The sequence below is a fragment of the Demequina sediminis genome, from assembly GCF_030296675.1.
Taxonomy (GTDB): Bacteria; Actinomycetota; Actinomycetes; order Actinomycetales; family Demequinaceae; genus Demequina; species Demequina sediminis.
The window spans coordinates 1,738,498-1,764,425 of record NZ_AP027736.1 but is presented as its reverse complement, the minus strand read 5'-3'; the positions used below and the strand labels follow the sequence as shown (position 1 = coordinate 1,764,425).

Sequence of the window (25,928 nt, the reverse complement as noted above, 5' to 3'; positions counted from 1 at the left end):
GCACGCCGCCTTAGCTCAGTCGGCAGAGCGATTCACTCGTAATGAATAGGTCGTGGGTTCGATTCCCACAGGCGGCTCTCACCGAAGCCCCTGGTATCCGTTGAGATGCCGGGGGCTTTGCCGTATCAGCGCCTCGCGGCTCGCAGCGCCGTCGCCGTCGCCGTCGCCGTCGAACTCGAACACCCACCGCTCGTAGCAGTCGTGGTCGCCCGTCCGCATGGTCTCGCCCCACAGCGCGTCGCCCGCTCCGGTCACGGTGACCTGCACCTCGCCACTGTCGACGGTGAGCGTCGTGAGAACCAGGTCAGCGTCGTCGCCTCACCACTCCGGCGCGGCGCTGCCAGCCGTTCACGATCGCTCCCGCGAGGCCCATGAGGGGCGTCATGAGCGGGGGGACCGGTATCGCCCCGATCACGACCGCGGTCGAGTCGCCCAGCACCGCGAAGGTTGCGATCGCGACGGACAGCACGAGCATCACCCACTACGTCCCGAGCTTGGTGAGGCGGCCGGGGTTCTCGAAGTAGAGGCCCTCCGCCTGAGCGGCGCGCTCCCGGCGCCCGATGTCCGAGCCCACGACCCAGTCCCACAGCACGTCGGGGATCGAGGCGGTGGCGGGGTCGAGCGCGCCGTCGCCCTTGCCCATGGTTTCCCGGTCACGACGCATGCTCCACGCGACGAGCACGGCCCCGACGAGCAACGACCCCGCCGCGGCGGTGACGATCGCGGCATCCGTGAGCGAGGCGGGCACCACCACGGCGAGTACCCCGACCATGATCGCGATCGAGCCGCCGGCGAGCGCGGGAATCGGGTCCCGCTCGCGGCGCTTCGATACGGCCGTGATCATCGCGATCGCGCCGCGCAGCTCCGTGGAGAGGCCCAGCGCCTCGACGGCCGCGACCGGGCTCAGCCGCGTCGCCCCGGCGAGAGCGACCAGCGCGAGCGGAACCGCGAGCACCACCGCGACCAGCCCGCGGAGTGCGCCCGTGTTCGCGAGCGCGCGGACCAGGCCGCGGACCTGGTCGCGCAGGGGTGGGTTGGCCGAGACGATGCTGGAGTCCGGCGGTCTTTGGTCCTCGGTCTCGCTCATGGCGACCCCCTCTGTCCCCGGTGGGGTGAATCGTGCGGCCGGGCATCGAACTGAGGGCGGTGATGGGCTACCATCGTGGCCAGACGCTCATTTACAACGATGAAGAAGCGGCGCGAAGGCGCCGGCAAGGAGGCCAGCCCGTGTCCATCGATGCCGCCGCACGTGCAATCGGTCAGCCGAACCCGCGGCCGAGCACACATCCGATCCAGAACCCGATCCCCAACCCGATCCCCAACCCGATCGTCCTGCAGCGCGCCGATCCCTGCGTGCTGCGCCACGAGGGCCACTACTACTTCACGGGCTCCCACCCGCTGTACGACCGCATCGTCCTGCGGAAGGCCGAGCGCCTCGAGGACCTGCAGGACGCACCCGAGGTCGCGGTGTGGACGCGCCACGACTCGGGGCCGCAGTCGGGGCTGATCTGGGCGCCAGAACTCCATCGCGTCAACGACGCCTGGTACCTCTACTACGCGGCGTCGCCCGACGGCGCCCCCTCGGCGGACCGGCCCGGCGCGGCCGAGACCTTCAATCACCGCAACTACGTGCTCGAGTGCACGGACCCCGACCCGATGACGGGGAGCTGGGTCGAGCGCGGGCAGATCGACACGGGGTGGGAGTCGTTCGCGCTGGACGCGACATCGTTCGTGGTGGGCGGCGTCCAGTACCTCGTGTGGGCCCAGCAGGACCTTGCCATCCCGGGCAACTCGAACCTCTACATTGCGCGCATGGAGAACCCGTGGACGCTCGCGAGCGAGGCGGTGTTGCTGTCGCGCCCCGAGTTCGAGTGGGAGACCCGCGTGTTCGCGGTCAACGAGGGGCCGAGCGTGCTCGTCCGCGACGGACGGCTGTACCTCACGTACTCGGCCTCGGGCACCGGCATCGAGTACGCGATGGGTCTACTGACCGCCGACGTCGACGCGGACCTTCTCGACCCCGCGTCGTGGGTCAAGAGCCCGGTACCGGTCTTTGTCTCGGAGCCGGACGTGGGGATCTACGGACCGGGACACAACTCCTTTACTCAGACGCCCGATGGCGAGACGGTGCTCGTCTTCCACGCGCGCACCTACACCGAGATCGTGGGTGACCCCCTGTGGGAGCCCAACCGTCACGCGTGCGCGCAGGTGCTGCCGTTCGACGAGTCCGGCGACCCGCAGTGGGGCCGGCCGCTCCCGCTGACGCGGCCCGTCCCCACCTCGATCGACGTGCTCCCGTAGTTCCGGCACCCCCGCCCCCCACCCGCCCAGAGCCACCCACCCCCCACCCACCCACCCCTGCACGCCATGGGACGCTCATGGTCGAATCCGGGAGGTCTCCGCCTTCCATGGGACGCTCATGGTCGGCGACCTCGTGCCGAGGCCCCTTCCGCGCTCGCCCGCGGCCACGTACGCTAGGGCAGTCCTAGGGTCTGAGGGAGGTCCGATGCGTCGCATCGTGGTGGTGTCCGTGCTGGCGGGCGCCGCGGTCGCGGTGGCGGGCTGTTCGCCCACCCCGGATCCCGAGCCGTCGGCGAACATCCCCACCGCCGCATCGTTCCCCGACCGTTCCGCGACCCCCGCGCCCAGCGCGTCCGCGTCCGAGGTTGCCGACCCGAACGTGTCGTACGTCGCGCGCACCGAGGAGTCGGAGATCACCGTGCTCACCGAGCCGGGCGGCGGCGAGGAGATGACGGTCCGCGCGCAGGATGTGCTCACGGTGCCGGACCAGACCCCGTTCGTTTTCCTGGTCAAGGAGGTCCGCGGCGACTGGGTCGAGCTCTACCTGCCGGTGCGCCCCAATGGGACCACGGGATGGGTTGAGGCTGACTCCGTGACGCTCAGCGCGACCACCAAGCGCATCGAGGTGTCGCTCGACGACTACCGCCTCACGGTCTTCGACGGCGACGAGGAGATCCTCACCACAGAGATCGGGCTGGGGCAGGACGAGCTGCCGACGCCCGGCGGCGTCTACTACATCCGCGAGCTGCTGCAGCCGCCGGATCCGACGGGCACCTACGGCCCGTACGCGTATGGGCTGTCGGGCTATTCGCCGGTGCTCGACGAGTTCGCGGGCGGCGACGCGGTCATCGGCGTGCACGGCACGAATGATCCGACGTCGTTCGGCCGCTCCGTATCGCACGGCTGCATCCGCATCCCCAACGACGTCATCACGCAGCTGGTCGAGGAGATCGGAATCCCGCTCGGGACGCCCGTCTTCGTCGACGAGCGCGCGTAGGGCTTTCGCCGCACACGCAAAGCGGACCCGGTGGGCGCTCGACCTGCTGAGGTTGGTCGGAGCTGCCCACCGGGTCCGGTGGCGCCGGTGATCAGCCGGCGTATTGGGCCTCGGCCACCACCGGGGTGGCGGGAGGCGCACCTAGGACCTCGACGATCTCCTTGGGCGGCGCCGAGTTGCAGTTCGGGGTCGCCGGCGGGTAGTTGACCGTGAAGGTCGTCGAGGGGTTGACCTCGATGAGCACCGTGGTGTCGGCGGCGCGGGTCCAACCGAAGTTGCCGTCACCCACGCTCACCCACTCCTCGGTGGCCTCGTTGTACTCCCAGCCTGGCCAGCCATCGGCCTTGCCGTTCGCACCCAGGCTCGCGCCGGGCCACAGGATCCGGCCGGAGCCGATCGGCACGGTGGCCGACCAGTTCTGTGCGGGATCGGTCGGGTGGACGAACGTGATCGTCGCGGTGCCGTCATCCGTCGACAGGTCGTCGGGGTCGTTCAGGACCACGTCGTAGTCGAGGAACGGCGCATCGGCGGAGCAGTACTCCGTGACGATCGTGCCGTCGAGAGTGACCTCGCCTGGCAGGACCCCACCGCAGCCCTCGGTGAGCTGCGACGCGATCGTGTAGGTGACGTCGAGCTCGCTCGAGCCACCGGGGAAAACGTGGCCGGGCTCGGCGACGAAGGTCACCGTGTGCTCGCCAGGGGTGCTCGGCAGCGACTCGGGTGCGATCGCGTTGGTCGTGAGCACGGTGCCCACGGAGCCGTCCGCGTCACAGCTGGCGGGCTTCACGGAGACCGAGGCCGCCGCGTCGACACACGGCTCGTTCGAGTCGGTGTCCTCCCACACCATCGTCGACTCGCCGCCGGGGAACACGTACCCCTCGGCCGCGGTGGCGACGACGGCAAGCTTGCCCTCATAGCCGTAGGCGGCATAGGAGTAGTGCTCGGTGTCCTCCGGGAGCGTCCAGTACGCGTTGTCGAAGCCGCACGCGTCCGTCCAGGTGGGAGCGTCGGGCGTGTCGAGGACGCAGGGCTCGTTGGAGTCCTTGTCCTTCCACGTCATGACGGTCTCGCCGTTGGGGAACACGTAGCCGTCCTGGGCCGTCGCGGTGACGACCAGGTAGCCGTGCCACGTCGACTGGGTGTACGTGACGTGCTCGGTGTCGTCCGGCAGCGTCCAGTACGCGTTGTCGAAGCCGCACTGATCCGTCCACAGCGGGGCCGCGGGCGTCGTCGCGCAGTGCTCGAGGCGCTCGTCGTCGGTCATGTCGCGGTCGCGGGTCTCGGTGGTGGTCGAGCTCGATCCCACCCACTCCCATGCCTCGGCATCCCACGTGTACGTGGTCGTGGTGACCTCGCGGGTCTCCGTCACCGCCTGCGCCTCGCAGCTCGTCGACTCGACGCCCCACTCGGTGCGCTCGACCTTGTCCTTGGGCTGCTCGGGCGGCGGGCAGTACTCCACGCGCTCGCCGGCGGTCATGTCGCGGTCACGCGTCTCGGTCGTGGTCGTGGGGGCGGCGGCCACCCACTCCCACTCCTGGGCGTCCCACGTGTACGTGGTGGTGGTGACCTCGCGGGTCTCCGTCACGGACTGAGCGTCACAGTCATAGTCGGAGACGGACCACTCGGTGCGCTCGACCTTGTCCTGCGGCTGCTCGGGGATGTCGGGCTGTCCGCAGACGAGCCCCTCCTGCCAGTGGTAGTTGGTGCCGTTCACTTGGACCCAGTCGACCGAGTAATACCCCGTCGCGGCGATGTTCACCGTCACGACCTGGCCGTCGGTCGCGCCGACGTTCGGGTGATAGTTCTGGGTCTGCTGCGAGCCGCCCGGCAGTGCGGTCCACTTGATGTTGACGTCGATCGAGTCGATGCCCTGCGGATACGTGATGGTGACGGCCTCGCACGTGACCTCGTAGTCCACGGGCACGTCGCCCTTGCACACGATCCAGTGCGAGACGGCCGCCTGCTGTCCGCCCGCGTTGAGCGGCGGCTTGTAGGAGGTGCCGGCGTTGGGGAACATGTAGACCTTGTTCCCCGCCCCGTCCTCGCCAGCGGAGCCGCCCTTGACGATCAGGGCGACGTAGCCGGTGCCCTCCCAGTTCGGGTCGAAGGGCGACAGCGAGACCGCCATGCCGTTGTCGACCACGCGGCCGTGGCTGTCCTTGTAGCAGGACACATTCCCGCCCCCGATGTCGTTCGAAATCACCGTCTCCCAATACTCCGGGCTGTTGGTGTTGTCCGTCCCGCCGCCGCCGTTGGCGCTCGCGGGTGTCGCTCCAATGATCACAAGCGCGCCAAGCAGCGCCGTGATCATGAGTTCCCTCAGTCTCATGATTCCCTCCCAGCCGCGGGAGTTCGAAGGCACCCTCAGCGATGCCCTAGCCCCTCAGCTGTCGCCATGCTCGTGGGGCGCCGGAGGGGCGTCAACGACGCCAGAGGTGCCATGTCACCTCATGTGACTCGGAGATACGGGCGTGAAGGATGTGACGCAAGGGATTGCGTTATCGGCGTTCCGCGTCGGTGGCACGGCTGCCGCCCGAACATCTCGCGGAGGGACGATGCGCGGGTCGCCGCACCCGACCAGAAGTGGATACTTCAACATGGGTTGAGATAGAATCGCGGCATGGAACCAGGCCGCGGCGACCGCCCCGTCGACCGCCTCGCGCTGCTCGCGGCGCTCGCGGATCAGCACCGGCTCGCGATCGTCGATGCGCTCGGTAGCGGGGACCTCGCTCCCAGCGAGCTCGCCTCCCACACGGGCCTCAGCTCGAGCCTGCTCGCCCACCACCTGCGTGTCCTCGAGGACGCCGGCGCCGTGGTGCGTCGCCGCTCGGATGCCGATGGCCGCCGCGCCTACCTCTCCCTTGACTGGTCGCCGGTGCTCGAGGCGGCGGTGGCCGCGGGGCAGGCCGGCGCCTCCCACTCGTCGCTCCCGGGCAGGCCGCGCCGCGTGGTGTTCGCGTGCACGCGCAACTCCGCCCGATCCCAGCTCGCCGCCGCGATGCTGGCCGCCACGGGCATCGTCCCCGTGGCCTCCGGCGGCACCCAGCCGGACCCCGCGATCCATCCCCTCGCGCTCGCGGAGCTCGAGCGCCGCGGGCTCTCCCCAGTCGCCGCGACTCCGATGCATGTGGACCGCGTGCGCGCCGAGGGCGACCTCGTGGTCGCTGTGTGCGACCTCGCGTATGAGTCGTGCGGGGGAGACCTCCACTGGTCGATTCCGGACCCCGCCGTCGAGGGCACCTCGCGCGCGTTCGGCGCAGCCTTCGACGCCCTCGAGCCGCGCGTGCGCCGGCTCGCCGCCACGCTCACCTCCACCCCACACCAAGGATCACCATGACCGCAACCCCTGCCGTGCTCTTCCTCTGCGTCAAGAACGGGGGCAAGTCCCAGATGGCGTTGGGCCTGTTCAGCCACTACGCGGGCGACCGCGCGACCGCGTGGTCGGGCGGCTCCGAGCCGGGCGAGTCGCTCAGCGCTGGCGCGGTCGCCGCGATGGCGGCGGTCGGGATCGACATCACGCATGAGCACCCCAAGCGCTGGACCGACGCCCAGCTCCACGAGGCGGACGTGATCGTCACCATGGGCTGCGGCGACGCGTGCCCGTACGTCCCCGGCAAGCGCTACGAGGACTGGGCGATCGAGCCCGGCCCGTCCGAGGCGCAGCGCGACGAGATCGACGGCCGCGTGCGGGACCTCATGGTGAGCCTCGGCCTCGAGCCGGGCCCCTCGGTGGTGCAAGCCTGACGGGACGATGCGGGGACGGGTCTCCCCGCATCGTCCCTGGGCCCCCTCAGCCCGTGTAGTCGACGTCGGCCGTGACGGGTGCGGCGGGCAGCTCATCCTCGAGCTCGACCACCTCCGGCACCACCACCTCGGGCTCCTCGGGCACCACTTCCTCGGGTAGCACCGAGATCGTGGGCGACGGAGACGGCTCCGGGGTCACGGACGGCTCCGGGGTGACCGACGGTTCCGGCGTCACGCTGGGTTCCGGAGTGACCGACGGCTCCGGGGTCACGCTCGGCGACGGGGTCACCGACGGCTCGGGCTCGACGGGCTTGCACCCGTTCTCCCACAGTGCCGCGGTGTCGTCATTCCAGTTGCTGCCGGGGAAGTCCGCGAACGGAGGGATGATGTCGCCCTCGTGGTCGCCGTGCCCGTTCCAGTCGATGTTGTACCCGTTATCGGTGGAGTTCCACGACACCCAGTTCACGGTGTACGGGTTGGACTCCGAGGCGGTCGCGTGACAGATCGTCACCTTCTCGCCCTCGACGTGTGGCCCCCGTCGACGGCAACCGCTGCGGTCCCTCCCACGGCGAGCACCGCTCCGATGCTCGCGATCGTGACTATTGCCCTCAGCTTCATGATGACCTCCTGTGCCGAAGGGTCATCAAGGAGGCGCCCTCACGCCTCCGCTACCCTCAGCTACCTTCAGTGTTTGCCTCCCCCGGAGTCCCCTCAACGAGTTGCTCAGGACCGTGTCGACGCGTGCGACGCAGATATACGCGTGTGACGGATGTGGCAGAAGTGACAGAAGGTGGCGGGCGGGTCGCGTGCTCGGGTGGGGTCCGTCCCGACCGGTGCGAGAATGGCGCTCGTGACCGCCACCGCATCCGTCGCCACCACCCCCGAGTCGGCCGCCCAGGACGCCGCCGCCAGGGAGTTTGCCGCAGCGCTCTCGCGCGCGATGTCGGGCGAGGTCGACGCGAGCTCGCGCCGGCGAGCGGAGTACAGCACCGACGCCTCCAACTACCGCATCCCGCCGCAGGTGGTCGCGTATCCGCGCGACGCCGACGACGTGCTCGCCGCGCTCGCGACCGCGCGCGAGGCGGGAGTGCCCACGACGATGCGCGGCGGCGGCACCTCGGTCGCGGGCAATGCGATCGGGCCGGGGCTCGTGCTCGACGTGAGTCGCCACATGAATCGCGTGCTGGACGTCGACATCGAGGGCAAGACCGCGCGCGTCCAGCCGGGCGTGGTGCTGTCCGATCTGCAGAAGCGTGTCGCGGGCGCCGGGCTGCGCTTTGGGCCCGACCCCTCGACGTCGACCCGCGCGACGCTCGGCGGGATGATCGGCAACAACGCGTGTGGCCCTCACGCGGTGGCCTTCGGGCGCACCGCGGACAACGTGGTCGCGCTCGACGCCGTCGACGGCATCGGGCGCAGGTTCACCGCCGCCGCCCGCGGGCTCGACGCGGTGCCGGGCCTCGAGGAGATGGTGCAGGCCAACCTCGCGCTGATCCGCACGGAGTTCGGTCGCTTCTCCCGTCAGGTGAGCGGCTACAGCCTCGAGCACTTGCTGCCCGAGCTCGGCGGGGATCTCGCCCGCTTCCTCGTGGGCTCCGAGGGCACGCTCGCGACCACGCTCGAGGCGACCGTGCGCTTGGTCGACGTGCCGCCCGTGCGCCTCACGGCGGCCTTCGGCTACGAGGACATGCCCGCGGCCGCCGATGCCGTGGTGCCGATGCTCCGGCACTCGCCCCAGGCGGTCGAGGGTCTTGACGCCCGCCTGGTGGCGCGCGTCGCGGCGGCGACGGGCGCGGTGCCCGAGCTCCCCGCGGGGGCGGGTTGGCTGTTCGTCGAGGTGGGCGGGGCCACGGAGGAGGAGGCGCGCGCGACCCTCGCGGCGCTCGCGGCGGACTCGGGGAGCTCCGCGTGGCGCGAGGTCGTCGACCCTCGCGAGGCGGCGCGCCTGTGGGCGATCCGCGCGGACGGCGCGGGTTTGTCCGGGCGCACCCCGCAGAACACCGAGGCATGGCCGGGCTGGGAGGACGCCGCGGTGCCCCCCGAGCGCTTGGGTGCCTACCTGCGCGACTTCGACGCGCTCATGGATCGCCACGGCATCACGGGGCAGCCCTTCGGCCACTTCGGCGACGGCTGCATCCACGTGCGCCTCGACATCCCGCTCGCGGACGAGCCGGAGATGCTGCGCACGTTCATGGAGGATGCGGCCGCGCTGGTCGCGTCGCACGGCGGATCGCTATCGGGAGAGCACGGCGACGGACGCGCGCGCTCCGAGTTGCTGCCCGCGATGTACTCGCCGGACGCGATCGCGCTGTTCCGCGGCGTCAAGCACCTCTTCGACCCCGAGAACCTGCTGAATCCCGGCGTGCTGGTCGACCCCGACCCGCTCGACGCGCACCTGCGCCGCCCGGCCGCCCCACCCAGCCCCGGCATCGGCCTCACGCTGCCGCACGACCATGGCGACCTCACCGAGGCCGTCCACCGCTGCACGGGCGTAGGCAAGTGCCGCGCGGACGCGATCGGCACCGGTTCGGGCTTCATGTGCCCCAGCTACCAGGCGACGGGTGACGAGAAGGACGTGACGCGAGGACGTGCGCGCGTGCTCCAGGAGGCGCTCACGGGGGCGTTCCCCGGCGGAATCACGGCCCCCGAGGTGCGCGAGAGCCTCGACCTGTGCCTCAGCTGCAAGGCGTGCAGCTCGGACTGCCCGAGCGGCGTCGACATGGCCGCGTACAAGTCCGAGGTGCTGCACCGCACGTACCGGGGCAAGCTGCGCCCGGTCACGCACTACTCGATCGGATGGCTGCCGCGCTGGCTCAAGGTGATCGGGATCGCGCCGCGACTCATCTCCGCGGTGCTGCGCCCGGCGTGGGTGCAGCGGATCGCGGTGTCGATCGCGGGCATGGACACACGGCGGCGGTTGCCCGAGTTCGCGGTGCCCTTCCGGCGCAGTGCCACGGCCCGCTCTCGCCGTGCCGATCCCGCGCGGGCCAAGCGCCTCGACAACCTCGTGGTCCTGTGGGCGGACAGCTTCACCGACGGCCTCGAGCCGGACATCCCCGAGGCGATCGTGAGCGTGCTCGAGGACGCGGGGCTCGATGTGGTCGTGGTGGCCGGCGACGCCTGCTGCGGCGTGACGTGGATCAGCACCGGTCAGCTCGACGGCGCCAAGCGGCACCTCGATCATCTGCTGGGAGTGCTGGGTCCGTGGGCCGTCAACGGCGTGCCGATCGTGGGCGTCGAACCCTCGTGCACCGCGGTGCTGCGCGGCGACCTCACGGAGCTGCTCCCGGACGATCCGCGCGCTCACGCGGTCGCGCGGCAGACGTTCACGCTCGCGGAGGTGCTCACGGGCCGGTCGCCGGTGAAGCCGCGCGACGGCTGGAAGGTGCCCAGCCTCGCCGACGTCACCGCCGTGGTCCAGCCGCACTGCCACCAGTACTCGGTGATGGGCTACGCCGCGGATCGCGAGCTGCTCGCGCGCGGCGGGGCGACCGTCACGGAGACCGCGGGCTGCTGCGGGCTCGCGGGCAATTGGGGCACCGAGAAGGGCCACTACGAGACGTCGGTCCTGGTCGCGGAGAACTCGCTGTTGCCGGCGCTGCGGTCCGCACCCGAGGGGGCCGTGTACCTCGCGGACGGGGTCTCGTGCCGCACACAGGCCGACGACCTCGCGGGAGTGCAGGGCCGCCACCTCGCGCAACTGCTCGCGGAGCGGCTCGGTGGTGCGTCGTGACCGCCCCCGTTCGCTTCGCGGTGGTCGGGACGGGCTGGCGGACGCGGTTCTTCCTGCGCCTCGCGGCCATGGCGCCCGACCTCCTCGAGCCGGTGGCGATCGTGGGCCGCACGCCCCAGCGGGCGCGTGAGGCGCTCGAGCAGGCGCGCGTGGCCGCGGCGCCGTTCGCGGCGCACCTTCACGATCGCCTGCCCGCGGAGGGGCTCGACCACGCGCTGAGCCTGCGCCCCGACTTCGTGATCGCGGCGGTGCCGTGGGAGACCAGCCCGGAGGTGATTCGCGACGTCGTGGCGGCCGGGATGCCCGTGCTCGCGGAGACACCGCCCGCCCCCGACCGCGAGGGTCTGCGCGCGCTGTGGTCCGACGTCGGAGCGTCCGGGCTGGTCCAGGTCGCGGAGCAGTACACCCGCATGCCGGGCCACGCGGCGCGCATCGAGGTGGTGCGGCGCGGGGTGATCGGCGCGCCCCACCAGGTGCAGGTGTCCTCGACTCACCTCTATCACGCGGTGTCCCTCATGCGGACGATGCTCGGGTCGGGTGATGTGGCGGCGGTCACCGGGGCGAGGGTGACGGCGCGTCAGGCCACGGCGCCGATGGTCGACCCGCTCACGCCCGACGGTTGGGTGGGCGCCGGCGTGCCCGCCCCCGAACCCCGCACCACCACCATTGCGACGCTCGACTTCGGCGAGGGTCGCCTCGGCCTCTACGACTTCGTCGACAACCAGTGGTGGAACCCCTACCTCCACCGGCGCATCGTCATCAGGGGCAGCCTGGGCGAGATCGCCGACGACTCCGTGCTCCGCATGACCCCCGACGGTCCGATGGGCTCGCGCCTCGAGCACCGCCGCACTGGGGTGGACCTCAACCTCGAGGGCAACGCGTTGTGGCACACGTCGTTCGACGGCGAGGTGGTCTACCGCAACGCGTGGCACGACGCGCGGATGTCCGAGGACGACCTCGCGGTGGCGCAGCTGCTCGTGGACATGGGCGCGTGGACGCGCGGCGAGGGGCCCGAGCCGTATCCGCTCGCGCAGGGGCTATGGGACCACGCGTTGTCGCTCGCGATCGGCGACTCGGCGCGCACGGGCGAGGACGTGACCGTGGGCGCCGAGCCTTGGGCCTGAGGCGTGCGCTCGCGGCGGGCGTGCTGGGGCTCACGATGACCGCGTGCGCGCCCGGGGAGTCGGGGGTGCGACCGACGACGGCGGGACCGACGGCGGCGCGGGCGTGCTTCACGTCGCCGTGGTGGGGGACTCGCTGTCGTTCGGCAACTCGACGTCGTTCACCGCGGATGGTCTGGGCGACGAGTCCTATGTGCGCTGGGCGTTCACCGACGGCATCGGGCTCGCGGGCGGCACCGCGGTGCCCGGGGCGACCTCGGTGCAGCAGGCGGCGCGGGTGGTCCCGGTGGATGCCGATGCACTGGTGCTCGCCCTCGGCACGAACGACCTCGCGTGGGGGTTGCCCTTCGAGGAGACCTCGGGCGCGCTCGCACAGATCGCCGACACGGTCGGGGCGCCGCGCGTGCTGCTGCTGTCCATCCCGCCCCTCGACTATGGGCAGGAGGTTGACGTCGCCGGCTTCAACCGCCGGCTCGAGGCGCTCGCCGCGGAGCAGGGGTGGGAGTACGTCGACGCGACCGCGCCGGTGCGCGAGGGCGACGGATGGGCGCCCGGCATGACCACCGACGGCGTCCACTACACGGTCGAGGGGGCCCGCGCGGTGGGCGAGAGCCTGCGCGAGGCGCTGCGGAACGGCTAACCCCCGCATCGTCCCCATCCCAGCCCTCCGCAACCTGCCGTTCGGGACACTCAGGACTCCATTTCGCCCCGAGAACTGAGGTTCGGGACACTCAGGACTCGGCGAACCCGCGCTAAAGTGCGCGCGTGGGGCGCAAGCTGAAAGTCGCGACGGCCGTCGCCGTGGTGGCGGGTGCGATCGCGCTCGCGGGCGTGCCGCTCTACGTGATGCCGGCTCGCGACGAGCCTCGCGCCGTGGACGCGGTCTACGTGATCGGCCCGCCCACGGACACGCGCATGGAGCTCGCTCAGTCGCTCGTCGCGGAGGGCATGGCCTCGACCCTGGTGGTGTCTCTCTCCGAGGAGCCCGAGGACCGTGCGCGCTACCCGCTCGCCGTCGCGGCCTGCGAGAGCGCCGACCCGGCCGTGGTCTGCGCCATGCCCGAACCCTTCACCACCCGCGGCGAGGCGCGCTGGCTGCGCGACCTCGCGGACAGCCACGCGTGGGAGTCCGCCGCCGTCATCACGGTCACGCCGCACATCACGCGGACGCGCGTCATCATGGAGAGGTGCTGGGACGGGGACGTCGCGTACCTCGACTCGGGTGAGCGGCTCGCGCCGCACTACTGGGCCTACCACTACGCGTACCAGAGCGGCGCCTTTCTCAAGGTGGCGCTGGAGGACGGATGCTGACCAGGGACGATGCGCGCGCCGGAGGGCGCTGTCGCAGCGCCCTGGCGCGGGTGGCGCGGGTGGCGCGGGTGGCGCGTGCAGGAAGGGCTGCCGCCGTCGTGGCGGTGGCGGCGACAGTGGGCGTTGTGGTGACGGCATGCGCGCCCGCCGCGCCGGTGGGCGTCGACGAGCTCGCCCGCGAGATGTTTGACCTCACCAACGCCGAGCGGGTCGAGGCGGGTCTCGCGCCGCTTGAGTGGAGCGACTGCCTCGCGGACAAGGCCCTCGAGCGCGCCGCGCCGTTCGCCGACGACCCGGACCTGGTCCACGACACCCTGATCGCGACGTGTCACGAGGGCGCGATGGCGGGGGAGAACCTGTCCCGGAGTGAGCGTGCCGCGGCCGAGGTCGTCGAGCTGTGGATGGACTCTCCGGGGCACCGCGCCAACATCCTGCGCGCCGAGTTTGTCATCGCGGGCATCGGCTGTGTCGAGGGCCCCGACGGCGTGCGGGCATGCGCTCATCTCTTTGAGGGCGCCGCGGACTGACCGCCTCGACTGCCTCCACCGCACGAAACGTGCGCCTGCAAGGGGAGGAAAGAGAAATTGGCGACAATTCGGACAGCCGGTGCTACTGTCGGAATCGCGAGCGCAGGTCAGGGGGCCTGTCGCGCGAATGAGGGGGAGTAGGCGCAATGATTCGTCGCTCGATTGCAGTGGGGGCCCTCGCGGCCGCCATCATCGCTTTTCCAACGGCCGCGATGGCGGAGGAGTACCCGGCTGGCGAAGCCAGCCTGGTCTGCGACGCCACCGTTGTCACCGCGGGTGACGAGTTCGGGTGCAAGGTCATCACGAACTATGGCGAGATGGGGAACATCCAGGTCTCGAACCCGAGCGTCGATGTCACCATCGCCGGCACGGTCACGTCCGCCGAGAAGTCCGTCGCCTCGGGTGAGGCGCCGTACGTGGTCGACACTCCGCTCGGTTCCTCGGGCATGCTCGACATCACCGGATTCGTGGATGGTGACCCCGTGGGGGTCGCTCAGGTCCAGGTGATCGCGGGTGGCGTGCTCGATGAGGAAGTCGTGGAGGAGGAGGGGACCCTCAGCGCCGGTGGCGTCGTCACCGCCGAGGAGACGCTGTCGGCCACCGGCTTCGAGAGCCTGCCGATGGCAGTGGGCGCGGGAGTCCTGCTCCTGGCCGGTGTCGGAGTCGTCATGGTGGCAGCCCGGCGCACCGCCGCCGGCACTCGCTCCTAGCGGCCTCACCGGCGCCCCGCTTCGCGGGGCGCCGGTTGCCGTTGAGGCGAGTCACGTCCTGCCTGGGGGAGAGCGTCGTGAGCATTGCCGCAGCAGCGCCGCGCTATGCGGCCGCACCCATCTCGGTGCGCCGCGTCCAGCGGCGCATCGCGTTCACCGATGCCTTTGTCATCGTGCTTGTCATGGTGCTCGCGCATGGCATCCGCTTCGGATGGGATCCGTTCTCCGCGATCGTCGGCCCCGCGGGCCCCGCCTACTGGTGGGTCACGGTCGCCGTCGCGGGACTGTGGATGCTGCAGCTCGGGTGGACGCGCTCGCGCGACATCCGCATCCTGGGCCAGGGGCCCGAGGAGTACCAGCGGATCGGCACCGCGGGGTGGCGGACGTTCGCGATCGTCGCGATCATCGGCTTCCTCACGCAGTGGCAGGTGAGTCGCGGCTATCTGCTCTTTGCGCTCCCCGTGGGCACCCTGGTGCTCTTCGGCTACCGGCGCGCGTGGCGTGCATGGCTGCGCGAGCAGCGCCAGCTCGGGCGACTGCGCCAGCGCGTGGTGATCGCGGGGCCACAGCGCACCGCGGAGCAGATGATCCGACGCCTCGACCGCGTGCACCGCGATCACTCGTATGAGGTCGTGGGCGTGTGTCTCTCGGGTGACGCCTCGAGACCGCTCGCCGCGGACCTGTCCCATGTGCGCGTGCTGAGCGGGATCGGCGACGCGCCCATGGCGGCGTCGGCGGCCGGCGCCGAGTACATCGTGCTCGCCGGCACGGAGGAGGTCTCGCTGCGCGAGGCCCGCAAGCTCGAGTGGGCGCTCGAGGAGACGGGGATCGGGCTGATTGTCGCCCCCACCGTGTCCGACGTGACGATGCCCCGGGTGGCCGTCTCGCAGGTGGCGGGCCTGCCGCTCATGCATGTGGACCCGCCTCAGTTCACCGGGCCTACGCGCGTGCTGAAGTCGGCGGCGGACCGCGTGGGGGCGCTCGCGATCCTCGCGGTGCTCGGGTTGCCCATGATCGCAATCGGGATCGCGGTGAAGGCCAGCAGTCCCGGACCGGTGCTGTTCCGTCAGCAGCGCGTGGGGCTCGCGCATCAGCCGTTCGAGATGCTCAAGTTCCGCACGATGTACGTCGACGCGGAGGAGCGACTGGCCGCGATCCTCGACGCCAATGAGGGCAACGGCGTGCACTTCAAGATGCGCGAAGACCCGCGCGTCACCCCCGTGGGCCGGATCCTGCGGCGCTTCTCCCTTGACGAACTTCCCCAGCTGCTCAACGTGGTCAAGGGTGACATGTCGATCGTGGGGCCGCGCCCGCCGCTCCAGCGTGAGGTCGAGCTGTGGGACGAGGACGTCTCCCGTCGCCAGCTGGTTCGACCCGGAATCACGGGTCTGTGGCAGGTGAGCGGTCGCTCCGACCTCTCGTGGGAGGAGAGCGTGCGGCTCGATCTCCACTACACGCAGAACTGGACCCTGGGGCTCGACGCGGTGATCGTCATGCGGACCGTGTGGGCCGTGGTCGCGGGTCGCGGCGCGTACTGACCCGCGCCGCTCCGCCGGGGCCCATCGGGTCCGCCCCGGGGGCCCGCTACTCGGCGCGGCTGGCACCCACCGCGCGAGCCCTGCGCTCGCGCTTGGTGAGCGGGGCATCGGGCTGGGCCTGCGCGCCGCTGGAGGGGGATTCGCGCCCGCGGCCAACTCCCGCTCGCGGGTGCCGGCGCCGCCCGTGAGGCCGGCACCGCCCGTGACGCCGGCATCGTTCCTCGCTCCGGCATCGTCCCTCACCCCGGCACTGGAGCGCCCGCGCGTCCGCTCGGCCTTGCGGGCCGCTCGCGCCGCACGGCGGCGCCTCCGCCACGAGTCCTTCGTGTCCGGCGTCGAGTACGCGTAGCCGTGGCCGCGGCGGCGGTACGTGTAGCCGTCCGCGCCACGCAGCGGCAACATTGACATCACCACGCCTGCGGCCGGCACGCCCACCTGCTCGATGCTCTCGAGCGAGGCGCGCACCTCGGGCGTGTGTGCGGTCCCCACGCCCACGAGCACCACGGCGGTGCCGACATGCTGGACGAGCACCGCGGCATCGGTGACGGGCAGGAGCGGTGCGGCGTCGTAGAGCACGAGGTCGTAGCGCTCCTCGAGCTCGCGCGCGATCCCCGCCATCGTGGGGGAGCCCAGGAGCTCGGACGGGTTGGGCGGGATGCCACCCGCGGACAGCACGTGCAGGCCGGAGGTGCCCCAGGGGTGGATTGCATCGTCGAGGGAGACGCGCCCGATGATGATGTCGGTCAGCCCCACGCCGCCCTCGAGCCCCATGAGCTCCGCGACCTTGGGGCGGCGCAGATCCGCCTCGACCAGGAGGACGCGCGTCTGGGTCTCCGCTATCGCGATCGCGAGGTTGGCCGAGGTGGTCGACTTGCCCTCCCCGGGGACCGAGGACGTGATGACGATGCTGTGCGCGGTGCCTCCCGCCTGCAGGAATTGCAGGTTGGTGCGCAGCGACCGGTAGGCCTCGGCGAGCACTCCTTGGCTGTCCTCCTTGACCAGGAGCGGCCGCGTGCGGGCGCGCGGGTCATAGGGAATGCCACCCAGGATGGGCGACGTGGTGATGCGGCGCAGGTCGCGCTCGGTGCGGACCTTGGTGTCGAGCGCCGAGATCAGCAGCGCGACCCCGATCCCGATCGACAGCCCTACGACCAGGCCCACCGCGACGTTCATGGTGCGTTGCGGACTCGTGGGTGCGCCGGGCACCTCGGCCTCCTGTGCGACCGTGAGTGACACGGGCGAGGCCTCCATGGTGCCGGTCTGCTCCCAGTCCTCGACCACGGTGATGAGCTGGCGGGCGACCTCGGTCGCGAGGCTCGCGGCCGCCCGGCCGTCCGAGCCCTTCGCGGTGATGTCGATGATCGTGGTGTTGGCGGGTGAGGTCGCGGACACGCGGCCGCGCACCGCTCCCACCGAATCCGTGAGCCCCAGCGCGTCGATCGTGGGTTGGATGACCGCGGCGGTCTTCACGAGCTCGGAGTACGTCTGCACCCGCTGCATCGTGTACGAGTTGCCCTGGGCCAGCTCGGAGGTGGAGCCGGCGCCGGTGGTGGACACGAAGACCCGCGCCAACGACGTGTAGACGGGCGTGGTGAACGTCGCGTACGCGAGGCCGGCACCCGCGGCCAGCACGGTCAGCGCGACGATCACCAGCCAGTGCTTCCTGAGGATTCTCAGGTAGTCCCTCAACTCCACAGCGGCCCCCCATCGTGGCCGGCCCCCCGGCACGGCCATGCCCCGTTGATTCGGACACTACAGCAGGGGTGGGCCTTCGCGGGAGGGGGTGGGCGGGCATCGGCCCTCGAACCTGGGGGGTCGTTCGCGAAGTGGACCTTCTGGACGAACCGGATGAGTGTCTATAGTCGGGAGGTGAGGGACATGGGGGGCATGAGGGACATGAGCGCGAGCCTGGTCACGGTGGTGATTCCCACCTACAACGTCGGGGCCTTCGTGCGCGATGCCGTCGAGTCCGTGCTCGCTCAGACCCACACCGCGCTCGAGGCGATCGTGGTCGATGACGGCTCGACAGATGGCACGCTCGCGCATCTCGACGGCCTCAGGGATCCGGCGATCATGGACCCCCGACTGACCGTCCTCACCAAGGACAACGGCGGCGTCTCGACGGCGCGCAATCTGGGCATCGACAGGGCGCGCGGCGAGTTCATCGCATTCCTCGACGCCGACGACCTCTGGGATGTCGACAAACTCGAGCGCACCCTGCCGGCGCTGGACGCGCCCGGGGTCGTCGCGGCGGGCACGATGATGCGCTACGTCGACGAGTCGGGCCGCGACCTGGGATCCGCGGCCGGCGAGGACCCCACTGTGGGTGACGCACCCGAGCGGATTCGCGCGGCACGCCTCATGCCCTTCCCCTCTCCGGGATCGTCTTCCGTGCGGACGCGGTGGCACAGGCTGGGCCGTACGATCCGGGGCTTCGGCTGGCGCAGGATCTCGACTTCCTGGCGCGGATCGCGAGGCTCGGCGAGCTCGGCTACGTGCCGCACCCGACGGGCGGGTACCGGCTGCGCACGACGGCCGCGAGCGCGCGCTCGTATGCGCGTCAGCGCAAGCACATGCGGTTCATCCAGGAGCGACTCGCGCGCCGCGACGCGGGCGGGGACCTGGGCTGGGACGAGTTCGACGCCACCTACGCCCCGTCGTGGCGCACGCGCCGGCGGGACTATGCCGCGGCCGCGTACCGCGACGGCGGACTCGCGCTCGCGCAGGGGCGCTGGGCGGGCGCCCTGCAGGTGATGGGGGCCGTCGCGGTCGACCCGACCTACGCGGTGCCGCGCTTGGTGCGGCACGTGCGGGCGCGCCGGGCGTAGGGACGATGCGCGCGCCCAGGGGGTGGGCGGCCTCCTCTCCCTCGCTGATGCGGGGACGGCCTCGGTGGCCACGTTCCTCGCGGGGCTCATCGCGCTGCGCACGCTCGACGATGACCGGCTGGCCCTGTATGCCCTGGTCTTCGCGGCCGTGACGGCGCTGACCATCGCGCCGCAGTACATGGTCTACATCCCGCAGCGACTCCATGCCAACCGCCATGCCGAGCCGCGCCGCACCGACCTCCGCGCGGACCTGCGTGCTGCGGCGCCGCTATGGGCGATCACCGCGGTCGGGGTCGTGATCGCGGGGCTTCCGCTGTCGGGAGTGGTGGATGACCGGGCGGCGTTCGCGGCGCTGTGCGGGACCGCGGCGGTGCTGACGGGCCTGTCGCCGCTTCAGGATCACGTGCGGGCGTCGCTTCACGTGGTGGGGCGACACGGCGGGGCGGCGGCGGTGTCGGCGGTGAATCTGGCGACGGTCGCGGTGGTGTTCACGGCCGTGCTCGTGGGGGCGGTGGGGCCGCGGACGCGGGGGCGGTGGGGCCGCGGGTGCGGGCGTCGCCCTGATCGCCCTTGCTCCCTTTGGCGCGCTGGTGGCGGGCAACCTGGTCAGCGTGATCGTGGGGGTGCGGCTGCTGCGCGGTGTCGCGCTGATGGAGGACCGCGAGCTCGTGTCGGTGCCGCGCGCGATGCTCATCGCGTCGACCGGCTTCTCGCGCCACGGCGCGGGCTACGTCACCAACCTGCTCGTGGCCGCGCTGCTGTCGCCCGCCGCGCTCGCGGGCCTCGAGGCGGCGCGCGTGGCGGCGCAGCCCGTGCTCATCCTGGGCACCGGGGTCGCCTCCGCGATGATGCCACGGGCGGTGCGGGCGATCGGCGCGGGCGACCACCGCCGTGCCGCCAGGGTGATGCGGCGCATGGTGGCCGTGGTCTCGGGGACTGGGGCGGCGTATGCGCTCGCGCTGCTGCCGCTGGCGCCACTGCTCGCGGTGCTGTTCGGCCGTCCGGTCGAAGCCGGGCTGGCGAGCGCTCGCGCTGGCGCCTATGCGCTCTCCGCCGCGGCCAACCCGTTCAACGCGTACAACATGGCTGAGCGCAGGTATGGGCTCGCGCTCGGCCTCACGCTCGGGTCGGAGCTCCCGGCGCTCGCGGTGCTCGTGGCGCTCCTTCCGTCGCTCGGCGTCTTTGCGGTGCCGGTCGCGGGTGCGGTGTCGGCGCTGTTGAGGATCGCGCTCAACCTCGTCGTGCGCGCGCGGCGGGAGCGTAGACAGTGACAGTCCCCGCGGATAGCCTGGGCGACGGGGGAGAAATGACCGAAATGCGTGGTCTTCCGCGTGCCGGGCTGAGGGACGCTGGTCGGGCAAGCGTGCTCGCGCCCACGACGCTCGTGCCCACCCCGCCCGGACCCACCACACCAGTACCCACCACACTCGTGCCCACCCCGCCCGGACCCACCACACCAGTACCCACCACACTCGTGCCCACCCCGCCCGGACCCACCACGCTCGTGCCCCGTGCCCCTCGCACGGCCCTCCACGCGGGAGCGGCGCTGATCATTGCCGGTCCGCTGGTCGCGGTCGCGGGCGGTCGCTGGGGCAGCTACATCGGCATCCCCGGCACGCCGGTCTTCCTCGCGGATCTCCTGGTGATCGCCGGCCTCGCGCTCTTCGCACTCGACTCCGCGCGCCACGGGTCCGTCCCCGGAGTCGCGCGCTCCCCGCGCGTGCTGCGGACCGCGGCGACGCTGTGGGTCGGCGCGCTCGCGCTCGGCGTGATGCGAGGAACGGGAGACCTCTTGGCGGTGCGCGACGCGTTGCCGTTCGCATACCTCGCGCTCACTCCCGTCCTGGTGCGCGCGGTGAGGATCGTGGGCCGTGGGCGCGTCCTGCGCTGGGTGACGGCGGCGGCAGCGGTGCACTCGGTGTGGTTCGGGGCGGCCGTGTTCGGCGTGCTCCCGGAGATTTCGATGCCGCTCGCCGGCATCCCGGTGTTCACCACGCGCGGCGACTTTGACGGGCTGGTGTGCGGGATCGCGATTGCGACCATGCTGGCGGCGCGGCGCGTGCCGCTCGCGGTGCGGCTCGGAATCATCGTGCTCAGCGCCGCCGCGGTCATGGCGCATGGCTCGCGCGCGGGGCTCGTGGCGGCGCTGCTGGTGGTCGCGGTGACCGTGGTGGGCGCGCGCCCGTTCAGGGACGAGCGCCTCGGACCCGTCCGGCTCGCCGCCGTCTTTCTGGCATTGCCGATGCTCCTCGCGGCCTTCGTGGTGGCCGCGCGGTCCTCGGCGGGATGGGCGAGGGGCTTCGAGCGGCTCGTGGCGGGTCCCGCGGTCGAGGGGTCGTCCAACACGACATCGGCGAGGGTCGATGCGTGGGAGAGCATCGTCGCGCACGTCGCTAGCGACCCCTGGAGCAGGTGGCTCGGGGAGGGGTTCGGGTCCTCGTTTGTCGCCGACTCAGGAGCACTCGTCCACCTCTCGGGGGACGCCGCGGTGCGCCAGGCGCACAGCTTCGTGATCGGCTGGTTCGCGATGCTCGGAATCGTGGGTGCCACGCTCGCGCTGAGCGCGGTCGCGGCCGTGCTGATCGCCTCCCTGCGACGCGTGCGGACCGCGCGGGCCGCGAGGATCGGAGCGGCCATCCAGGTGGGGCTGTTGTTCGCGGCGCTGGTGGGCGTGATCCTCGAGTCCCCGTTCGGGTACATGACCTATGCGCTCGCGGTCGCGCTCACGTTCGCCGCCGATCCGGACCTCGATCATGCCTCCTGAGCGCCCCGTCCTTGACCCCGCGCGCATCCTCGTGACGGTGTGCACGTACGACCGTCCCGACGGGCTGGCCGCGTTCCTCGACACCTACCTCGCGGATCCGACCACGCAGCGCGCGACCCTGCTCGTGGTCGACAACAATCCGGACGGGAGGGCCGCCGCCACGGTCACCGCGGCATCGTCCCGGGCGCCGGGTCGGAGCATCGTCTACGCGCACGAGCCGCGTCCCGGCATTGCCGCCGCCCGCAACCGCTGCCTCGACCACGTCACCGCGGAGGTGGACGCGTTCGTCTTTGTCGACGACGACGAGCTCGTGCCTCCCGGCTGGCTGGGCGCGCTGCTCGACGCCGCACACGACCACGACGCAGACATCGTCAACGGCAACGTCGAGACCGTGCTGCCGTCGGACGCGCCGGGCTGGGTGCGCCGGTCGGGCCTGTTCGAGCGCCGCCGCCGCCCCACGGGAAGCAGCGAGGGCCTGCCCGCGACCAACAACACCCTGGTGCGGCGCGAGGCGTGGGAGCGCGCGGGCGCGCCGCGCTTCGACGAGCGATTCTCGGGCACCGGAGGCTCGGACACGCAGTTCTTCTGGGGGCTCATCCGCGGTCACGGCTGCACGTTCGTGTGGAGCGAGGAGGCGACGGTGCGCGAACCTCTCGAGCCCGCGCGCATGAGCCTGCGGTGGGCGTGGAGGCGTCACCTGCGCGCGGGCAACGTGCTGGGCAGGGTCATGCTCGCCGAGAGGTCGCGTGCCGCGGTCGCCGTCGGCGGCGTGGGGAGGGTGGCGAAGGCGCTCGCGACGGGAACGCTCGCGGCCATCACGCTGCACGACCCCACGGGGCACTTCGTGGGTCGGGTCGCGCGCGGGGTGGGGATGGTGGGTTCCGCGTCGCGGCACGTCGTGGTCGAGTACGGCCGTGGGGGTACGGGCTGAGCGCGGTGCCGGCTAGCCTTCCCGCCTCAGACGGACGATGCCCGGGCTGGCCACGGGGGCGCCCATGTAGGCGGCCCCGAGGGTCTCCGCGAGCGCGCCGAGCGTGAACTCTCGCGTGGGGCGCGGGCGGTCGCTGGGGTCTTCCGCGGCCGCCGCGACGAGCGCCTCGGCGAATCGGCGGGGGAGCGAGTCGGCGTCCGCGGTGCTCACCACGCGGGCGGCCTCGCCGGCCATCATCGCGACGCCTCCCAGGTCGAGGCAGACCACCGGGACGCCCAGGGCGGCGGCCTCGGCAGCGGCCCAGGGAGCCGAGTCGTGCAGCGAGCCGAAGGCCAGCGCGTCCGTCGCAGCCAGGAGCGCGAGCGCCCGGTCGCGCGGGAGCGAGCCGTGGAACGTCACGGGCGTCCTGAGATGAGTGAGCGCCGCAGCGGCGTCGCGATACGCGGACGCGTCGGTGCCCGGGCCCGCGATATCGATCACGGTGTCGGGCGGGAGGTGCGCGGCGGCGCGCAGCAGTAGCGGCAGTCCCTTCCATCGCGTGCCGCGTCCCATGAAGAGCACCCGCGGCGCCGAGCCTGGCCGGTGATCCTCGCGCAAGGGCAGCGCCGCGTAGTCGATCACGGCGTTGGATGTCACGCTGACGCGCGGAAAGCCGAGGCGCGAGAGCTCGGCCCGCGAGTCGGGGTTGAGGGCCAGGGCGTGGTCGACGCGGCGCCGAAGCCGTGCCGCCATGAGGCGTCGCGAGGCCCGCGTCGACCAGCGTCGGACGAGCTCGCTGGCGAGGGTGGCAACGCCGCCGCCCGCCGCGGCGCGCGCGATCGCCACGGACGGGTAGGTGGCGCCGCCGCCCGGGCCGGCGACCCACTGCTCCCCGGGGGCCTTGCGCAGCAGCATCAGCGGATTGAGGAACCAGTCCGAGGCATACGTCGCGTGGTGAAGGACCTGGTAGTCGCTCCCGGTGCGGTGGGCGCGCCGCCACGCGGCCGCCCGCACGCACCAGGCCGCGTAGCGCACGTGCACCGGCAGGCGCGCCTCCCAGGCACGCGACGGGATCGCGACCGCACGGGTCACCCCGCAGGCGGCCGGGATGTCGACCGCCGGGTCTCGGCCGGGCTCCGCGCGGGTCAGCACCGTGACGTCTCCCACGAGTGCGGCGGCCTTCGCGATCGCCGCCCCTGCTCCGGGCTCGGAGCCGCGGTGAGGGTCGCACGCGAACGCGAAGACCAGCACCCGCGGACGCGCTTCGCCATGGGTTCGCGCGGCACGAGCCGGCGCGGCGCGATCACTCGCCTCAGGCATCGTCCCTCCCCCCGGTGCGACGCAGAAACTACCCCCGCAGTTGCTCCACGTTCTCGTGGTACCACTCGACGGTACGCCGCAGGCCCTCTTCGAGGGAGATCTGCGCGGTCCAGCCCAGCGAGGTCAGGAGCGAGACGTCGAGCAGCTTCTGGGGCGTGCCGTCGGGCTTCGTGGTGTCCCACTCGGTGCGGCCGCCGTAGCCCACCACTCCCGCAATGGTCTCCGCGATCTCGCGGATGGTGACGTCGGAACCCGTGCCCACGTTGACCTGCGAGGGCCCGTCGTAGTGCTCGAGGAGGTGGAGGCAGGCATCGGCCATGTCGTCCGCGTGGAGGAACTCGCGGCGCGGCGTGCCGGTGCCCCAATTGGTGACGGAGGCAGCGCCGCTCGCGACGGCCTCGTCGTAGCGGCGGATCAGCGCCGGCAGCACGTGGCTTCCCTGCGGCGAGAAGTTGTCGTTCGGGCCGTAGAGGTTGGTGGGCATCGCGGAGATCCACGCCTTGCCGTACTGGCGTCGGGCGGCCTGGATGTGGAGGATGCCGGCGATCTTGGCGATCGCGTACGCGTCGTTGGTGGGCTCGAGGTGGCCGGTGAGCAGGCTGTCCTCGCGGATGGGCTGCGGCGCGAGGCGCGGATAGATGCAGCTCGAGCCCAGGAACAGCAGTCGCTCGACGTCGTGCGCGATAGCGGCGTCGATCACGTTGGTCTGGATGCGCACGTTGTCGCTGAGGAAGTCCACCGGGTAGGTGTTGTTCGCCATGATGCCGCCGACCTTCGCGGCGGCCAGGACGACGTAGCGGGGCTTGGTCTCCGCGAAGAATGCGAAGGTCGCGTCGCGGTCCTTCAGATCAAGATCGGCCGATGCCCGTCCCACCACATGCGTGAATCCCGCCTTTTCGAGGCGGCGGACGATCGCGCTGCCCACGAGCCCGCGGTGGCCCGCCACATAGAAGGTGGCGTCGCGGTCGAGAGGGCCGGGCGTGAACTCGACGCCGTCGGACGCGACGTGGGATCCGCCGTGGGACTCGCCGTGGGACGCCGGCCCGGACGTCACTTGGCGGTCCACGAGTCGAGCGAGACCTTGTCGATCCACGCGGAGCCCTCGTGGGTGAGGGCCTCGACGTCAGCATCGGCCATGAGGCGGGCGAGGGCGCGGCCGTCCACGGTCGCCTTCCAGCCGAGCTTTGCCTCCGCCTTGGACGCGTCGCCGATCAGGGCGTCGACCTCGGTGGGGCGCAGGTAGCGCTCGTCGAACTTGACGTGGTCCTCCCAGTTCAGGCCCAGGTGGGAGAAGGTCTCCTCGAGGAAGTCGCGGACGGTGATGCCCACGCCCGTCGCGAGCACAAAGTCGTCGGGCTCGTCGACCTGGAGCATGCGCCACATGCCCTCGACGTACTCCGCGGCGTAGCCCCAGTCGCGGACGGCGTCGAGGTTGCCCAGCCACAGGTCATCCTGGAGCCCGGCCTTGATGCGGGCGGCGGCGCGGGTGATCTTGCGGGTCACGAAGGTCTCGCCGCGGCGCGGGGACTCGTGGTTGAAGAGGATCCCGTTGACCGCGAACATGCCGTAGGCCTCGCGGTAGTTCTTGGTCACCCAGTACGAGTAGACCTTCGCGGCGCCGTACGGGCTGCGCGGGTAGAACGGGGTGTCCTCGTCCTGCGGCGGCGGGGTCGCTCCGAACATCTCGGAGGACGATGCCTGGTAGAAGCGCGTGTTGATGCCTGCCATGCGGACGGCCTCGAGCATGCGCATCGAGCCGACTCCGGTGGTGTCGCCGGTGTGCTCGGGCTCGTCGAAGCTCACGCGCACGTGCGACTGGGCGGCGAGGTTGTAGACCTCGTCGGGCTTGATGGCGGCGAGGAGGGACACGAGCCTGGCGCCGTCGCTCAGGTCGCCGTAGTGGAGGAAGAGCTTCGCCTGAGTCTCGTGGGGGTCCACGTAGAGGTGGTCGATGCGGCTGGTGTTGAACGTCGAGGCGCGGCGGATGAGTCCGTGAACCTCGTACCCCTTCGAGAGGAGCAGTTCCGCGAGGTAGGACCCGTCTTGTCCCGTGATGCCGGTAATGAATGCGCGCTTCATGATGCTCCCCCAGTCAGTGTGGTGCGGTCGACGGGGCCGAGTTTA

Annotated in this window: 24 protein-coding genes, 1 tRNA gene and 2 pseudogenes; 18 read left to right on the top strand and 9 right to left on the bottom strand. The window is 71.6% G+C overall.

From position 1 onward, the window contains the following. Nucleotides 1-4: 4 nt before the first annotated feature. A tRNA-Thr gene (locus QUE44_RS08970) sits at nt 5-77 on the top strand. Between the two features lies 1 nt (nt 78). Here the strand turns inward: QUE44_RS08970 and QUE44_RS08965 are convergent. The 3 genes from QUE44_RS08965 to QUE44_RS08955 are packed head-to-tail and all read right to left on the bottom strand — an operon-like array spanning nt 79 to nt 1,087. After that, complete coding sequence (locus tag QUE44_RS08965) at nt 79-267, bottom strand: hypothetical protein (RefSeq protein WP_286214181.1); 189 nt, start codon at nt 265-267, stop codon at nt 79-81. Between the two features lie 37 nt (nt 268-304). After that, entirely contained in the window at nt 305-475 is a 171-nt protein-coding gene (locus tag QUE44_RS08960) for a DUF389 domain-containing protein (RefSeq protein ID WP_286214180.1), read from the bottom strand. Between the two features lie 6 nt (nt 476-481). Beyond that, nucleotides 482-1,087: a hypothetical protein gene (locus tag QUE44_RS08955; RefSeq protein ID WP_286214179.1), complete on the bottom strand. Its 606-nt coding sequence runs from the start codon at nt 1,085-1,087 to the stop codon at nt 482-484. Nucleotides 1,088-1,227: 140 nt separating this feature from the next. On the opposite strand from QUE44_RS08955, the gene QUE44_RS08950 reads away from it, so the two are divergent. Continuing rightward, complete coding sequence (locus QUE44_RS08950; protein ID WP_286214178.1) at nt 1,228-2,301, top strand: glycoside hydrolase family 43 protein; 1,074 nt, start codon at nt 1,228-1,230, stop codon at nt 2,299-2,301. 205 nt (nt 2,302-2,506) lie between these two features. Further along, entirely contained in the window at nt 2,507-3,298 is a 792-nt protein-coding gene (locus QUE44_RS08945) for a L,D-transpeptidase (RefSeq protein WP_286214177.1), read from the top strand. A 91-nt stretch (nt 3,299-3,389) separates the two neighbouring features. Here the strand turns inward: QUE44_RS08945 and QUE44_RS08940 are convergent, their stop codons facing one another. Continuing rightward, a complete protein-coding gene (locus tag QUE44_RS08940) occupies nt 3,390-5,627 on the bottom strand; it encodes a hypothetical protein (protein ID WP_286214176.1) in 2,238 nt (745 codons plus the stop codon). Between the two features lie 291 nt (nt 5,628-5,918). On the opposite strand from QUE44_RS08940, the gene QUE44_RS08935 reads away from it, so the two are divergent. Continuing rightward, nucleotides 5,919-6,635, top strand: coding sequence for an arsenate reductase/protein-tyrosine-phosphatase family protein (locus QUE44_RS08935; RefSeq protein WP_286214175.1), 717 nt, complete (start codon nt 5,919-5,921; stop codon nt 6,633-6,635). Then, a complete protein-coding gene (locus tag QUE44_RS08930; RefSeq protein WP_286214174.1) occupies nt 6,632-7,042 on the top strand; it encodes an arsenate reductase/protein-tyrosine-phosphatase family protein in 411 nt (136 codons plus the stop codon). The genes QUE44_RS08935 and QUE44_RS08930 overlap by 4 nt, the downstream gene beginning before the upstream one ends. Nucleotides 7,043-7,088: 46 nt before the next feature. Here the strand turns inward: QUE44_RS08930 and QUE44_RS08925 are convergent, their stop codons facing one another. Beyond that, the gene (locus QUE44_RS08925) at nt 7,089-7,553 is read right to left on the bottom strand and encodes a hypothetical protein (RefSeq protein WP_286214173.1); all 465 of its coding nucleotides are present in this window, start codon (nt 7,551-7,553) and stop codon (nt 7,089-7,091) included. A 330-nt stretch (nt 7,554-7,883) separates the two neighbouring features. On the opposite strand from QUE44_RS08925, the gene QUE44_RS08920 reads away from it, so the two are divergent. The 8 genes from QUE44_RS08920 to QUE44_RS08885 all read left to right on the top strand — a co-directional run bounded on the left by QUE44_RS08920 (nt 7,884) and on the right by QUE44_RS08885 (nt 16,331). Further along, complete coding sequence (locus tag QUE44_RS08920) at nt 7,884-10,775, top strand: FAD-binding and (Fe-S)-binding domain-containing protein (RefSeq protein WP_425558020.1); 2,892 nt, start codon at nt 7,884-7,886, stop codon at nt 10,773-10,775. Then, on the top strand, nt 10,772-11,899 hold the full coding sequence (locus tag QUE44_RS08915) for a Gfo/Idh/MocA family protein (protein WP_286214172.1): 1,128 nt from the start codon (nt 10,772-10,774) through the stop codon (nt 11,897-11,899). Before QUE44_RS08920 ends, QUE44_RS08915 begins: the two co-directional genes overlap by 4 nt. A 43-nt stretch (nt 11,900-11,942) precedes the next feature. Beyond that, nucleotides 11,943-12,536, top strand: coding sequence for an SGNH/GDSL hydrolase family protein (locus QUE44_RS08910; RefSeq protein WP_286214171.1), 594 nt, complete (start codon nt 11,943-11,945; stop codon nt 12,534-12,536). A 125-nt stretch (nt 12,537-12,661) separates the two neighbouring features. Next, nucleotides 12,662-13,207 carry a YdcF family protein gene (locus QUE44_RS08905; RefSeq protein WP_286214170.1) on the top strand — a complete coding sequence of 182 codons (546 nt, stop codon included), beginning with the start codon at nt 12,662-12,664 and terminating at the stop codon, nt 13,205-13,207. After that, nucleotides 13,201-13,734, top strand: coding sequence for a CAP domain-containing protein (locus QUE44_RS08900; RefSeq protein WP_286214169.1), 534 nt, complete (start codon nt 13,201-13,203; stop codon nt 13,732-13,734). Before QUE44_RS08905 ends, QUE44_RS08900 begins: the two co-directional genes overlap by 7 nt. A gap of 146 nt (nt 13,735-13,880) precedes the next feature. Beyond that, nucleotides 13,881-14,444 (top strand): hypothetical protein, encoded by a 564-nt coding sequence (locus QUE44_RS08895; protein WP_286214168.1) that lies wholly within the window; start codon nt 13,881-13,883, stop codon nt 14,442-14,444. Nucleotides 14,445-14,521: 77 nt separating this feature from the next. Beyond that, a complete protein-coding gene (locus QUE44_RS08890) occupies nt 14,522-15,982 on the top strand; it encodes a sugar transferase (protein WP_286214167.1) in 1,461 nt (486 codons plus the stop codon). A 184-nt stretch (nt 15,983-16,166) separates the two neighbouring features. Further along, a complete protein-coding gene (locus QUE44_RS08885; protein WP_286214166.1) occupies nt 16,167-16,331 on the top strand; it encodes a hypothetical protein in 165 nt (54 codons plus the stop codon). 50 nt (nt 16,332-16,381) lie between these two features. Here QUE44_RS08885 and QUE44_RS14145 read toward each other — a convergent pair. Beyond that, nucleotides 16,382-17,716, bottom strand: a pseudogene (locus QUE44_RS14145) (tyrosine-protein kinase domain-containing protein); the annotation flags it as partial. A gap of 114 nt (nt 17,717-17,830) precedes the next feature. Between QUE44_RS14145 and QUE44_RS14140 the strand changes: the two are divergent. The 5 genes and pseudogenes from QUE44_RS14140 to QUE44_RS08860 all read left to right on the top strand — a co-directional run. Further along, a pseudogene (locus QUE44_RS14140) lies at nt 17,831-18,262 on the top strand (glycosyltransferase family 2 protein); the annotation flags it as partial. A gap of 122 nt (nt 18,263-18,384) precedes the next feature. Next, nucleotides 18,385-18,810, top strand: a complete 426-nt coding sequence (locus tag QUE44_RS08875; RefSeq protein WP_286214164.1) for a hypothetical protein — start codon at nt 18,385-18,387, stop codon at nt 18,808-18,810. Nucleotides 18,811-19,400: 590 nt separating this feature from the next. Next, a complete protein-coding gene (locus tag QUE44_RS08870) occupies nt 19,401-20,081 on the top strand; it encodes an MATE family efflux transporter (protein WP_286214163.1) in 681 nt (226 codons plus the stop codon). Nucleotides 20,082-20,284: 203 nt separating this feature from the next. Continuing rightward, the gene (locus tag QUE44_RS08865) at nt 20,285-21,574 is read left to right on the top strand and encodes an O-antigen ligase family protein (protein WP_286214162.1); all 1,290 of its coding nucleotides are present in this window, start codon (nt 20,285-20,287) and stop codon (nt 21,572-21,574) included. Continuing rightward, nucleotides 21,564-22,505: a glycosyltransferase family 2 protein gene (locus QUE44_RS08860; protein ID WP_286214160.1), complete on the top strand. Its 942-nt coding sequence runs from the start codon at nt 21,564-21,566 to the stop codon at nt 22,503-22,505. Before QUE44_RS08865 ends, QUE44_RS08860 begins: the two co-directional genes overlap by 11 nt. A gap of 12 nt (nt 22,506-22,517) precedes the next feature. Here QUE44_RS08860 and QUE44_RS08855 read toward each other — a convergent pair whose 3' ends face one another. The 3 genes from QUE44_RS08855 to gmd form a co-directional block, all read right to left on the bottom strand. Then, entirely contained in the window at nt 22,518-23,735 is a 1,218-nt protein-coding gene (locus QUE44_RS08855; RefSeq protein ID WP_286214159.1) for a glycosyltransferase, read from the bottom strand. A gap of 97 nt (nt 23,736-23,832) precedes the next feature. After that, on the bottom strand, nt 23,833-24,858 hold the full coding sequence (locus QUE44_RS08850) for a GDP-L-fucose synthase family protein (RefSeq protein ID WP_286214158.1): 1,026 nt from the start codon (nt 24,856-24,858) through the stop codon (nt 23,833-23,835). After that, complete coding sequence (gene gmd, locus QUE44_RS08845) at nt 24,855-25,886, bottom strand: GDP-mannose 4,6-dehydratase (RefSeq protein ID WP_286216738.1); 1,032 nt, start codon at nt 25,884-25,886, stop codon at nt 24,855-24,857. Before gmd ends, QUE44_RS08850 begins: the two co-directional genes overlap by 4 nt. Nucleotides 25,887-25,928: the final 42 nt, after the last annotated feature.